At 67.7% G+C, this 11,944-nt stretch carries 12 protein-coding genes; 3 read left to right on the top strand and 9 right to left on the bottom strand.

Annotated features, from left to right (window positions below; genetic code table 11):
- Positions 1-858, bottom strand: a complete 858-nt coding sequence (locus KZ498_RS03175) for a hypothetical protein (RefSeq protein WP_312616749.1) — start codon at positions 856-858, stop codon at positions 1-3.
- 214 nt (positions 859-1,072) lie between these two features.
- On the opposite strand from KZ498_RS03175, the gene KZ498_RS03170 reads away from it, so the two are divergent.
- A complete protein-coding gene (locus tag KZ498_RS03170) occupies positions 1,073-1,579 on the top strand; it encodes a hypothetical protein (protein WP_312616748.1) in 507 nt (168 codons plus the stop codon).
- 64 nt (positions 1,580-1,643) lie between these two features.
- The gene (locus tag KZ498_RS03165; protein ID WP_004517734.1) at positions 1,644-1,844 is read left to right on the top strand and encodes a hypothetical protein; all 201 of its coding nucleotides are present in this window, start codon (positions 1,644-1,646) and stop codon (positions 1,842-1,844) included.
- Here the strand turns inward: KZ498_RS03165 and KZ498_RS03160 are convergent, their stop codons facing one another.
- From KZ498_RS03160 to mutS, 8 genes are all read right to left on the bottom strand, one after another.
- Complete coding sequence (locus KZ498_RS03160; protein WP_312616742.1) at positions 1,845-2,294, bottom strand: hypothetical protein; 450 nt, start codon at positions 2,292-2,294, stop codon at positions 1,845-1,847.
- A gap of 69 nt (positions 2,295-2,363) precedes the next feature.
- Positions 2,364-2,675: a hypothetical protein gene (locus KZ498_RS03155; RefSeq protein WP_312616740.1), complete on the bottom strand. Its 312-nt coding sequence runs from the start codon at positions 2,673-2,675 to the stop codon at positions 2,364-2,366.
- Between the two features lies 1 nt (position 2,676).
- Positions 2,677-3,048, bottom strand: a complete 372-nt coding sequence (locus KZ498_RS03150) for an ArsR/SmtB family transcription factor (RefSeq protein WP_396276089.1) — start codon at positions 3,046-3,048, stop codon at positions 2,677-2,679.
- 339 nt (positions 3,049-3,387) lie between these two features.
- Positions 3,388-4,569 (bottom strand): outer membrane lipoprotein carrier protein LolA, encoded by a 1,182-nt coding sequence (locus tag KZ498_RS03145; protein ID WP_312616736.1) that lies wholly within the window; start codon positions 4,567-4,569, stop codon positions 3,388-3,390.
- 105 nt (positions 4,570-4,674) lie between these two features.
- Complete coding sequence (locus KZ498_RS03140) at positions 4,675-5,520, bottom strand: ABC transporter permease (RefSeq protein WP_312616735.1); 846 nt, start codon at positions 5,518-5,520, stop codon at positions 4,675-4,677.
- Positions 5,521-5,539: 19 nt separating this feature from the next.
- Positions 5,540-6,556, bottom strand: a complete 1,017-nt coding sequence (locus tag KZ498_RS03135) for an ABC transporter ATP-binding protein (RefSeq protein ID WP_312616733.1) — start codon at positions 6,554-6,556, stop codon at positions 5,540-5,542.
- 132 nt (positions 6,557-6,688) lie between these two features.
- Entirely contained in the window at positions 6,689-8,626 is a 1,938-nt protein-coding gene (locus KZ498_RS03130) for an ATP-binding protein (protein ID WP_312616731.1), read from the bottom strand.
- Positions 8,627-8,700: 74 nt separating this feature from the next.
- Complete coding sequence (mutS, locus tag KZ498_RS03125; protein ID WP_312616729.1) at positions 8,701-11,442, bottom strand: DNA mismatch repair protein MutS; 2,742 nt, start codon at positions 11,440-11,442, stop codon at positions 8,701-8,703.
- A 105-nt stretch (positions 11,443-11,547) separates the two neighbouring features.
- On the opposite strand from mutS, the gene KZ498_RS03120 reads away from it, so the two are divergent.
- On the top strand, positions 11,548-11,940 hold the full coding sequence (locus KZ498_RS03120; protein WP_312616727.1) for a nuclear transport factor 2 family protein: 393 nt from the start codon (positions 11,548-11,550) through the stop codon (positions 11,938-11,940).
- The last annotated feature ends 4 nt before the right edge of the window (positions 11,941-11,944 follow it).

Genomic DNA, 11,944 nt, shown 5'->3' with positions numbered 1-11,944 from the left:
CTACGCGCTGGCCGAATATCCGCCGCTCCGGTGCTGGTCCGGCCACTCGCCGGCCGACGGGGACTGCGGGTCGACGTCGGCGACGAACCGCATCGTCGTGACGTTGAGCACGAGCCCCAGAAACCCGCCGCCGACGATGCCGACGGGCAGGCCGACTGCAGGGACGTTGACGACGACAGCAGTCGCCACAGCCGAGACGAGCACCACGAGCGCCGCGTAGCCGACTGTGTATGAGAGGTACGGCCCGCCGTCGACGGCCAGCCTGTACGAACCACGGGCCGCTGCCAGCAGGCCGGTCTCGCGCAACACGAGCAGGTACGGCGTCGCCCAGAGGAGATAGCCGACGGCCAGCAGCAGCGGCGCGAGGACGAGGATTGCCACCAGAATCGCACCCCCGCCACCGACCCCGCCGACGCCGACTGCGCCCAGCGCGAAGGGCACGACGAACAGATAGGGTAGGACGGTTACCGCGAGAAACGGGAGGAAATGAGCCCGGACGCTCGTAGCGAAGTCGTCGTCGCGGCCGACGAGGCGCGCGGCGATAGCGCCGAAGTAGCCCGCGCTCAGGCCGGCCCGCAAGAGGACCACCAGGGGGACGACCACCACGGCGAACGGAAGCGATAGCGGGAGGCCGGCGTTCACCGAAACGCCGGTGCTGGGCGGGTCGACGAACTGCCAGATGGTCACGACGGACGCGGGGACGCCGAACTTGATACCGACGTGAACCCCGTCGTATGCGAGCACTTGCCGGATGCTATCCGTCTGCATAACTGCCAACACTATCGGGACCAGCGCCAGCGGAAACTGGTCGCCCGCTCGCCGCCACCCATCGGCCAGCCGAACGGTGAACGACGGCATCAGTCGCGCTCCCTCGCCGGGCCCGGGTGCTCGTTCGACACGGAACGTGACACACGCAGTGCTACCGGTTCGAGGCGTCGCTGTGCAGACATCGTGCGATCAGTGGAGGGCATCGACTGGGATATCCGCACACGCTGTCATATGTATTCTGGTGGGGCCACGCTGCTGTCTCGCTCTACCCAACAATTAGGCGTCCGCCGACCGAACGACGACCATGAGTCTCGATACCGTCTTCGGGCAGGTGCCGGACCCGCAGTCGTACACCTTCCCGGACTACTCGCTCCCGCAGGGCGACCCCGTCAAACCCATCGCACTGACCGAGGCGGAACTGACGGCGCTGCTCGACCTGTACGACGCGTTCAGTACTGTGGACCCGACGGGCATGGACTCGAACCCGTTCCTGCGGGCGACCAGCGAGTTCCTCCAGCAGACCCTCGGTGCGCCGCTCACCCGTCCGGACGAGCAACTGAACGACGACATCGCCGCCTTGCTCAACGACTTTTCGGACGACCTGGGCGGCCAATCGATGGGCGTCGTCGACGCGACGCCGGCCCACCACCGGACGCTGTACTTCTTTCTGACCAGTTGCAAGGCCTACCACGTGGCCCCGCACCTGCAGTTCGACCCCGACCCGGCCGCCGTCGAGACGCTGTATGCCGTTTACGAACGCGTCACCGAGCAGGCGTTCTACCTCAAGCGGCCCAAGAGCGTCCTTGAGTGACTGCCAGCGTGTGCTCGGCGGACGCTCCGGTCCGTTTATCGGGGAGCGAGATGAACTGCCGCCAATGACAGCCGACCAGCCCGAGATTCCGGTCGTATGCGAGGCCTGTGGGACGCGGACGTCGGTCGCGTTCGATGACGTCGAGGACGCCGTCGCGCGCCACAACGAACAGCTTCACGACGGCGACCCGGTCGCCGAGGTCGACCCCGCCGTACTGGAGGAACTCGCCGACCGGCTCGCGAAGGACATCGGCCTGCTGGAGTAGTCAGCTGTCCAGCGGGAGCCGCTCGTAGGCCTCGCGGTCGGCGTCGGCGGCGAGCGCCCGCGGCCGCAGCCGGCAGACCCTCTTGACCGTTCGCGGGCCGAGCACGCGGGGCGAGACGAACCGCGGTCGACCCGGCGCGGTCCCGGGGCCCTCGCCCAGTGCGAGCACCGCCCCGTTGAGGTCGGCGAGCGGGATACACGCCAGGTCGCCGGTCGCCGATTCGAACTGGACGTGGGTCGTGTCGCCGGGCATCGCCGCCGCCTCCAGTAGCTCGAACACGTCGATTCCGGTGTACTCGCGTTCGATACGGTCGCCGGAGGCACACTCGAAGGCGACCGGCCCGCGGACGACATCGAACGGGAGCGTTTCGGGTGCAACGTCCCATGGGAGCACCAGCGGGTCGGTTCCGTCGATGCGGACCGTCGGACGGCCGTCCGGCATCTGTGCCATGGTCACAGATTCCGACCGGATGGACTTCAGCGGTTCGGGACGGTTGCAACTCACCGGACAGACTGGTTATCACTCCCGGGAGTGGAGCGAGTACGCGATAAAGAGGACGCCGACGAACTGGAAGGCACGGGTGACGAGCGTGAGCGGCTGCTGGAACTGACTGGAGAGCAGCCCCTGCCGCAGGAGGACCGAGCCGGCGAAGGCGACGACGAACGCCACCGCCGTGAGACAGAACAGGCCGACCGAGAGGTACTGCATCGCGCGGCTGTCGTGGCGGCGATACCCTCGGTAGGCCTGGTAGCCGACGTACCCGCCAAGCACTGTCGAGCCAAACGCCAGGGCGGTGATGAGCCAGTTCATGAGCGTCTCGATGGCGACCATCTCAGAGGTTCTCCCACATCTTTGTGAATCTGTCCGCGGTGTCCTGTTCGTCCTGTCCCGGGAACGCCGGCGGCTCCGTCCGTTCGATTTCGGTCTCGAAGTCGCCGTCGGCGAGCGCCAGCGAGAACTCAGAGAGCGTGGCCGCGAACACGCTGTAGTCGTTGCCGCCCGTCTCTATCTGGGTCTGTTCCTCGAGTAGGCCGTGCTCCCGGAGCCACTCGACCCGTCTGTACACGGTCGGTTGTGACATCTCACACTGGTCGGCGAGCTGTTTCGCGGACATGGGTTTGACACTCGTTGCTGCGAGGATGTCCCGGGCGTACTCGTCACTGAGCAGGTCGAGGATGTCGCCCACGGCCGGGTCCTCACTCACGTATCGGGCCAACGGTCCGTCCCTGAATAAAGGGTCCCGTCAGTTTCCGGGTCAGAAGTCAGCCGCAGGACAGTGTCAGCGGAGACCAGCGCAGTCAGGGCGTCCTCGGGCGAGGCAGGGGACTACTTCACGGGCGGTGTGGCCCACAGGACTCCCAGGGTAGCGGCCCCGGGAAGCCCCGGGGCGGTGTGGTGGACAGACAGCGGCCGTAGCCGGAGGGCGTTGGTGGCACGGTGTTGTCAGGGCCGCTGCAATCGTATCGAGGAGCGGTTCAGTGATATAACGTGCAGCCGAACTTCTGACCCAGAAAACGGCGGCTCGCTCTGCGGTCGTTGGCGCTCACTCGCCGGCGGGACAACCGACCGACTGGCCGACCGCGATGAGTCGGTCCGCCGAGACGCCCTCGCCGCGAACCGTGTACCGGTAGCGCTCACAGCTCCACGAGACCGACGGTGTCAGGTCGCGGCTGACCTGCGCTGGCCGCCCGTCGATTGTGACGCTGGCGTTTCGCTCTGTCTGGTCTGCTGGCCGGTTGTATTTCGCGACGGTGAGCAGACTGGTCCGGTTCGCGTAGCGGAGGCCGACGCCGCTGATACGGCCCTGGGTTCGCGTCGCGGACTGCAACTCGTACCCCGGCGGGACGTCGGGCTCGGGGACCCGCATCTCCGTCTCGGCTTCGAGTTCACTGACCGACTCGTAGGTCCGTGTCTCCGGCGTCTCCGGAGCGGTGACGGTCGTGTCCTCCGGGAAGTCGGGGGTGAACACGTCCGCCGACACCCCGGTGTCGTAGCTGACGTTCGTGTACGTCGTCGTCACGACCGTGCGCTCGCCGTCCGTCGTCCAGACGGTGCGCGTTTGCAGCGGGAAGAACCGCTCCGTGTCCACCCAGACCGTCTGCTCGTAGGCCGCCGTTTCGTTCGCCGGTGCCACGTGGACGACGTACGCTTCGCGCCCGTCGACGGACTCCGTGCCGCGGTAGCTGACTGTCATCGCCCCGGTAGACTCGACCGGCCGCCCCTCGGTACGGGGCACGACGGGCAACGGCTCGACCGACTGGGGCTCGGTCGTGTCGGTCGCGGTAGACATGTTGAGCCTACTGAACAGGCGTTGCAGCCGTTCGCCCCGGTTCGACTCGGCCCCGCTGAGCGAGATGCGGGTCGCGGTCCCGCGGCTTCGGTCGTACAGCCACAGCGACGATCCGTTCGACACCCGCAGGTCGTATCGCTGTGCGGTGGTACTGATGACTGCCAGTCGCTTCTTTCCGGTCCCAGGCCGGAGCGCGGCGTCGTAGGCCGTCCGGCTCGCCACCGTCCCGTTCCGGGCGATCGTCGTCGTCTGTGTCGCGTTGACACCGTCTATCGCCTCGTAGCGTTGCTGAACGTCAGCGTCGACCTGGGGCTGGTCGGCGGTCCCGGTACTCACGAACGCGAGCGACCACGTCGCAACAGCCAGCACACCGACGACGACCACCGTCGCGACGGTGAGTACCAGCCGTTCCGAGGAGAGGTGTCCAGTGACCATCTCTGGAGTGCAGGGCGGGAGACTGCCCGACGCTGTGGGCTCTCCGCGGGCAGTGTTACCTACCACATAACCGGCGTCACAGGTAAAACCTCCTGTCCGCCCCGGTCAGTAGTCGCCGAGCACGCCGAGGCGTCTGGCCCGCCGGGTCGTGTACTGGAACACGACATAGCCAAGCAGCACGTAGCCGACAGCAACACCCACGAGGAGCCCCAGGTCGAGGGCGGAGAACTGCCAGAGCCGGGTCCCGTCGACCATCGCCCGCTGTAACAGTGCGCTCCCGTGGGCCAGCGGCAGGACCCGCGTCCAGCCGAGTTCGAACACGGGCGCGGAGATGAGGACGATGAACCCGAACTGGAGCAGATTGAGCCAGTTCCCGATGCGCTTGTACAGCACCGCGACACCGCCCGCGGCGAACCCCAGGCCCAGCACCGAGGCGATGGTCAGCGACGCGACGACGACGACGGTGAGGACGTTCAACTGGAGCGTCGTCCCGGTTATCACCAGCATCACTGCCAGCACCACCGTCGAGGTGATGAACGTCCGGACGACTTTCGCGACGCCCTTGCAGAACGCCACCGGCGCGAAGCCAAACGGCGTCATGACGTGCCGTTCGAGCGTCCCCCACTGGGCCTCGCTGCCGATGTCGCTCGAGATAGACTGGTACGCCCCGACTGAGAGCGACCACAGGAAGTAGCCGACGATGATACCCTCGATGGAGTCGGTTATCGCTCGCCCGGCGAGCATCCGGCCGCCGTAGAACAGCAGTCCGAAGAAGAACACCGAGATGACGACCCCGCCGACGGCGTTGGCCGGATAGCGGACGAAGATGAGGTACTCGCGGTACAACACAGCCCGCGCGAGGTCGAGATAGCCCGCTCGCATGGCAGCGTCGATAGACGGAGTCTCGGCGCCGTCACTGGCGTCCGCTGGCGTGTCGGCGCTCGTAGTCATCGTCCCGTCTCCGTCTCCCTCATCGTTCCCGGCCCGTGATTTCGACGAACACGTCCTCCAGGCCCGGTTCGACCGTGCCGACGCCGGTCAGTGTCACGTCGTGGTCACGACACAGAGACAGCAGGCGGTAGAACCCGTCGCTGTCGGTCGCCACCTCGACGCGCCGGCCCCGCTCGACGCTCGTCACGTCGACCACCTCGAAGCGCTCCCGGATGGTCCCCAGCAAATCGTCGGTGATGTCGGGGCTGGTGACGGCGAACGCGGTCGCGGTGAACTGGTCGAGCACGGCCGAGACGCTGTCGTCGGCGATAATCTCCCCCTCGTTCATGATGATGACCCGGTCACAGACGTCCTCGATGACGTCCATGTCGTGGCTGCTGACGACGGCCGTGAGGTCGCGCTCGTCGACGATGCGGCGCAGCTCCCGTCGAAGCGTCAGCGAACTCTCCACGTCGAGCCCCAGCGTCGGCTCGTCGAGGAACACCAGGTCGGACTCGCTTGCCAGCACGCTCGCCAGCGACACCTTCTGTTTCATGCCGCGGGAGAGGTCCCGGACCGGCTCGTCGGCCTTCTCCAGGAGGTCCAGTTTCGCCAGCAGCCGCTCGTGGCGGTCGGCGACGGCATCGGGCCGGACGCCCTTGATAGTCGAGAAGTAGCGCAGGTTCTCACGGACGGTCAGCCGCCAGTAGTCGTTTCGCGCTCCCTCGAGCATCCCGTCGACGTGGCGGTAGGCCGCCCGCGGGTGCTCGCTCATGTCGATGCCCTGGACCCGAACGCGCCCCGAATCTGGCAACACCAGCCCGAGAATCGACTTTATCGTCGTCGTCTTGCCCGCACCGTTGGGCCCCAGCAGACCGACGACCGTGCCCTGCTCGATGCGGAACGACACGTCGTCGACGGCCGTCACCGCGTCCGCGCCGCTACCGAACTGCTTTGACAACCCCTCGACGGCGAGTGCGGGCGTCGCTCCGTCCCTCGTCGACGTCGGCTGCTCGGCGGTCCGCGAGCCCCGCCGGTGGGGCCGCTGGGATGACATTACTCACAGTGAGGGCTTCAGACCCAAAAGGCCAGTCACACTTCGCCGTCGGTGTCGCCGTCGTCCCGCTCTCCACGTCGTTCCCTCTTCGTGGTCTTCCACAGCCCTGCACTACTCTGACCGGAGCACTGCTCAGGCAGGTTCGAGACCCGTCACCTCGAACCGCGCGCCGCCGGCCTCGCTCTCGGTCGCCGTGACCGTCCACCCGTGGGCCTCGGCGATGCGCTGGACGATTTTGAGCCCGAACCCGGTCCCGTCCTCGCTGGTCGAGTACCCGCCTTCGAACACCCGCTCGCGGTCGTCCGGCGGGATGCCCGGCCCGTCGTCCGCGACGTAGAAGCCGTGTCGGTCCGCGTCCTCGACGACACCGACGCTCACCGTTGCGGTCTCGCCACTGTGGTCAGTGTCGTCGTCCGGCGCCTGACTGCCCGCGGAGCCGTGTTCCACACTGTTCCGAAGGAGGTTCTCCAGCAGCCGTCGGAGTTTCGCCGGGTCAGCCCGCACCTGCCGGTCGCCCTCGACGACGAGCGTGGCTCGGTCCGCCTCGACGGTCTGCCAGCACTCACCGACGATGTCCCCGAGCGCGACGGGCTCGAGGTCGATGGCAGTTTCGCCGGCGCGTGCGAAGGTCAAGAGGTCGTCTATCAGCGCCCGCATCCGCCCGTGGGCACGCGACACCTTCTCGAGTGCGTCGCTGTCACACTCGGCCCTGGCCAGCTCTAGATGCCCCTCCGCGACGGTCAGCGGGTTCCGGAGGTCGTGGCTGACGATGCTTGTGAACTCGTCGAGGCGCTCGTTCTGGCGTTCCAGCCGCTGTTCGTACGCCCTGCGCCGGGAGATATCTCGTCCGATACCGACGACTCCGGCTACTCCTCCGTCGGCGTCGGTCAGCCGGGTGCCGGTGAACTCGTAGGGGACGCGCTCTCCGTCGGCGGTCCGGATCTCGGCTTCGACGGTCGTCTGTCCCTGTGTGACCGCCTGGGTCACCGCTTCGTGGATCGTCTCGCGCTCGTCGGCGGGGAAGAACTCACTGACGGCCATGTCGTCGATGTCGGCGTCGCTGTGCCCCGTGACTTCGGGGACGCGTCTGTTCCACCGCCGGAGGTCACCGTCCGGTCCGACGACGTAGAACAGGTCGTCGAGCGTGTCCAGCGCCTGGTCGGTGAACTCGCGTTCCTCGCGGAGCTGGCGGTCACGGTCGAGGCGGTCGAGCGCCGCTGTCGCATGCACCGAGAGCGTCCGTGCGAGCGTGACGTCCGTGTCGTCGAACGCACTGCGTTCGGAGGAGCCGATGAGGAGGACGCCGTGGTCCCCGAGCGGAAGGAGGATCTCGCTGCGGATGTCCGTCTCCGGGTTGTACCGGTCCGGGTTCGATGTGACCTCGCCGTGGACCTGCGTCTCGCCTGTTTCGAAGGCCTGCCACGCGAGGCCGTCTCCGGGCGCGAACACCGGCGGCTTGCCGACGAGCTCCTCGACCCGCTCGGTCCAGGCGACGGGAGACAGGCCGTCGTCTTCGGCGAGGTGGACCGCGTTGGCCGGCATGTTGAGGATGGTTCGGGCCGCGTTCACCGTGATCCGGGCTATCGCGTCTTCGGTCCTGGCCCGCATGAACGCTCTGGCGGTCGTGTGTAGCTCCTCGATAGCGCGCTCGCGCCGTGTGTCGTGTGAGCGTTCAGTCCTGTCGACTGTCCGTTCGACAGCATCGACCACGCTGTGTGCGAGTCGTGCGTACGGGTCGGCGCCGCCGTCGACCCGGAGATACTCGGTGACACCGGCCGAAATCGCGTCGCTGGCGGCTGCCTCGCTGCCCTCGCTGGTAAACAGGACGAACGGTAAGTCCGGCGCTCGCTTGCGGACCGCGTCGAGGAACTCGACGCCGGTCCGCTCGGGCAGGTCGTAGCCGGCGACGACGCAATCGAACGCACCCTCGTCGAGTCGCTCGAGTCCATCGGCGACGGTGGCCGCTGTCTCGACCGTGATTCCGCAGTGCTCCTGTTCGAGAGCGCCTGTGGCCGCATCGACGACAGCCGGATCGTCGTCGACGTGGAGAACGCGGATCCGGTCGGTCATTGCCTCCTAGCAGTGACAACTCGCGTATACCTTTTAGGGCTTGAGTATCTCTATTGAGAATCGGGCGACAGTCGCTACTCCTCGTCCAGTTCGGCCTGCCACTCCTGTACTTTCGCCATCAGCTCGACCGGCGGCGTCTCGTTGACGTCCAGTTCCGTCAGCTCCGAGAGCACGGCCTCAGTCTCCGGATCGAGCGACGCGGCCGCCTCGTCTGTCGCGCTCTCGGCTTCGGACTCTCCGGTCGCGTGTTCGGGGTTGCCGTCGGTCGCTACTTGCGCACCAGCCGACCCGGCGTTGCCGCCCCTGAACTGCCCCGACTCCAGGTCGAAGACGGCCTGCGTCGTCCCGCCGTCGTCGCCTTCGCTGCCCCGAATCTCGATGGCCTTGTCGTCGCGCAGGCGGTCGAGCACCTCCTGTGAGCGGTCGACGACCGGCTCGGGGACGCCGGCCAGGTCGGCGACGTGGACGCCGTAGGAGCGGTCGGTCGGGCCGTCCCGGACCGTGCGGAGGAACGTCACGTCGCCGTCGCTGCCCGCGGAGCGGGGCTCGCCGTCGACCGCGACGTGGACGTTCTCGACGGTCGGCAGTTCCTCGCCCAGCGCCGTCAGTTCGTGGTAGTGGGTCGCAAACAGCGTCTTCGACTGGATGGCGTTGACGATGTACTCCGTCGCGGCCCAGGCGATGGAGATGCCGTCGAAGGTGGCCGTCCCGCGGCCGACCTCGTCCAGTATCACGAGTGATTCCTCGGTGGCCGAGTGGAGGATATTCGACAGCTCCTGCATCTCCACCATAAAGGTTGAGCGGCCCTGTGCCAGTTCGTCCAGCGCGCCGACGCGGGTGAAGATGCCGTCCACCGTCCCGACCGTCGCCGACCGCGCCGGCACGAAACTCCCGGCCTGGGCGAGCAGCGTGATGAGCGCGGCCTGGCGCATGTACGTCGACTTCCCGCTCATGTTCGGGCCGGTGACGATGAGGAACTGCCGGTCGTCGCCCATGTAGAGGTCGTTCGGGACGAACTCCGTGGTCTGTTCGACCACCGGGTGGCGGCCGGCCTCGATTGACAGTTCGTTGCCCTCGACGACCGCCGGCCGGGTCCAGTCGTTCTCGACGGCGTGGACCGCCAGCGACGCGACCGCGTCCAGTTCAGCCAGCGTCCGGCCCACGTCCTGTAGCAGCGTCGCGCGCTCGGCCACGCGCTCCCGGAGTGCCTGGAAGCGCTCGTACTCCATGTCGTGGCGCCGTTCCTCCAGGCGTAACACGTCCCGCTCCTTCTCGTCGAGTTCCGGGGTGGTGTATCGCTTCGAGTTCTTCAGCGTCTTGACGTGCCTGTACTCCTCGGGGACGGTGTCGGTCTCGCTCTTGCCGACCTGGATGTAGTAGCCGTCGGTCTTGTTCCGGTCGACCGAGAGGTGGGTGATACCGGTCCGTTCCTTCTCGCGGTCGGGCAGCGTCTCCAGCCACTCCAGGGCGGCCTCGTGCTCGCCGATTATCTCGTCGAGGTCGTCGTCGTACCCCCGCTTGAACAGGCCGCCCTGTCGGACCGTCCCCGGCGGGTCCGCGACCAGTGCGCTATCGAGTTCCGCTGCCAGCGTGTCGGCCGCCTCGCGGTCGGCTCCCGCAAGCGCATCCGCAAGCGGCGACTCGGCCAGCCGTTCGGTCTCGGTAACGGCGTCGGCGACACGGCCCAGCAACGAAAGCGTCTCCCGAACCGCCCGCAGGTCCCGCGCGTCGGCGCTCCCCGACGTGGCCCGGGCGGCCAGCCGTTCGAGGTCGTAGGCGTCCGACAGCGTCTCCCGAACCCGCTCGCGGGCCATCGCCGCCTCGGAAAGCGCCGCCACGCAGGACTGCCGCCGCTCGAGTTCGGCCCGGTTTCGCCGGGGTCGCTGGAGCCACCGCTGGAGCAGTCGCCCGCCGGCGGCCGTGACGGTGTGGTCGATGGTGTCGAACAGCGACCCCGAACTGTCGCCCTGCATCGTCTCGGTGAGTTCGAGGTTCCGCTGGGTCGTCGCGTCCAGATCGACGTGGTCGCGCTCGCCGTACGCCTGCAGGCGCGTGACCGCCGCCAGCGTGCCGACGCCGGTGTCCTCGACGTAGGACAGCACCGCGCCGGCGGCCCGCAGCGCCACGCCTTGCTCGCCGACACCGACGCTGTCGACCGCTTCGCCGCCGAACTGTTCGCGGACGGTGTGGCTCGCTCGCCCCGGTTCGAACGACGCCGAATCGTGCAGCGTCAGCGCCGCATCGGTCCGCTCGCGCAACCGGTTCAGGAACTCGTCGTCGTTCCGCAGTTCCGGGCCGGGAAGTATCTCTGCGGGCGCGAACGTGTACAGTTCCGTCAGCGCCTCGCCCGCGTCGGCGTCGTCCAGTTGCGTGACCTGGAACTGGCCCGTGGTCACGTCCGTCGCGGCGATGCCGTAGGTGTCGCCGCCGTCCCGGCCGGCCTCCCGAACGACCGCGGCGAGGTACTGCGCCGACTCGTCGCCGGTCTCTAAGTGCGTCCCGGGCGTGACGACCCGCGTTATCTCGCGGGCGTGGCCGTCCTCGGTCTCGTGCTGGTCGGCGATGGCGACCCGGTAGCCCCGCTCGACCAGCGCGGAGACGTACGGCGTCAGGTCGTCGACCGGGACCCCCGCCATCGGGTACGACGAGCCGTGGGAAGACTTCTGGCTCACCTTCAGGTCGAGTTCGTCGGCGACGATCTCGGCGTCCTCGGCGAAAAATTCGTAGAAGTCGCCACACTGCATCGCCAGCAGGTCCGCGTCGGTCCCCTCCTTGAGCGAGAGAAACTCCCCGACGATTCCCGTCGCCTCTGTCATACACGTCCGTGTGGCCGTCCGCGGCGTAAGGATTGCGGGTCGGGGGCGCGTGTTCGCGGCCGCCGAGCGGAGCCAGTGAAGGGACTGCAGGTCGTAGGACCAGGTATGAACGCCAGCGAGACCATCGAAGCCTACTACGCGGCGCTCCGGGCCGGTGACCCGCTTGGCCCGTTCTTCGCCGACGACGCGGACCGCTCGGTCGTCAAGTTCGGCATCTCTGAACGGCTGGTCGGGACTGACGCCGTCAGGGCCGGCCTGCGGGAGCAGACCGAGACGACGAGGGACTGGACCGTCGAGAGCCGTGCGCTCCGGGTGACAGAACGCGAGGGCTACGCGTGGTTCAGCGACGACATGGAACTGTGCTGGACCGACACCGAGGGCACGGTCCGCCACGAGTACGACACGCGCTGGAGCGGGACCCTCGAAGCCACCGGCGGGGCGCGCGAGTGGCAGTTCGTCGGGATGCACGTCAGCACTGCCGACGACCTGGGAGAGTAGGCGG

It is taken from the genome of Haloarcula sp. 1CSR25-25, from assembly GCF_032027985.1.
Taxonomy (GTDB): domain Archaea; phylum Halobacteriota; class Halobacteria; order Halobacteriales; family Haloarculaceae; genus Haloarcula.
The sequence above is the reverse complement of the archived record's forward strand: the minus strand, read 5'-3'. Positions and strand labels throughout refer to the sequence as shown.

Excerpts from the sequence above, each read along its gene's own strand:
- KZ498_RS03160 (WP_312616742.1), bottom strand. The coding sequence starts at position 2,294 with ATGGCACAGATGCCGGACGGCCGTCCGACGGTCCGCATCGACGGAACC.
- KZ498_RS03145 (WP_312616736.1), bottom strand. The coding sequence starts at position 4,569 with ATGGTCACTGGACACCTCTCCTCGGAACGGCTGGTACTCACCGTCGCG.
- mutS (WP_312616729.1), bottom strand. The coding sequence starts at position 11,442 with ATGACAGAGGCGACGGGAATCGTCGGGGAGTTTCTCTCGCTCAAGGAG.
- KZ498_RS03175 (WP_312616749.1), bottom strand. The coding sequence starts at position 858 with ATGCCGTCGTTCACCGTTCGGCTGGCCGATGGGTGGCGGCGAGCGGGC.
- KZ498_RS03120 (WP_312616727.1), top strand. The coding sequence starts at position 11,548 with ATGAACGCCAGCGAGACCATCGAAGCCTACTACGCGGCGCTCCGGGCC.
- KZ498_RS03135 (WP_312616733.1), bottom strand. The coding sequence starts at position 6,556 with ATGTCATCCCAGCGGCCCCACCGGCGGGGCTCGCGGACCGCCGAGCAG.
- KZ498_RS03165 (WP_004517734.1), top strand. The coding sequence starts at position 1,644 with ATGACAGCCGACCAGCCCGAGATTCCGGTCGTATGCGAGGCCTGTGGG.
- KZ498_RS03170 (WP_312616748.1), top strand. The coding sequence starts at position 1,073 with ATGAGTCTCGATACCGTCTTCGGGCAGGTGCCGGACCCGCAGTCGTAC.
- KZ498_RS03130 (WP_312616731.1), bottom strand. The coding sequence starts at position 8,626 with ATGACCGACCGGATCCGCGTTCTCCACGTCGACGACGATCCGGCTGTC.
- KZ498_RS03155 (WP_312616740.1), bottom strand. The coding sequence starts at position 2,675 with ATGGTCGCCATCGAGACGCTCATGAACTGGCTCATCACCGCCCTGGCG.
- KZ498_RS03140 (WP_312616735.1), bottom strand. The coding sequence starts at position 5,520 with ATGACTACGAGCGCCGACACGCCAGCGGACGCCAGTGACGGCGCCGAG.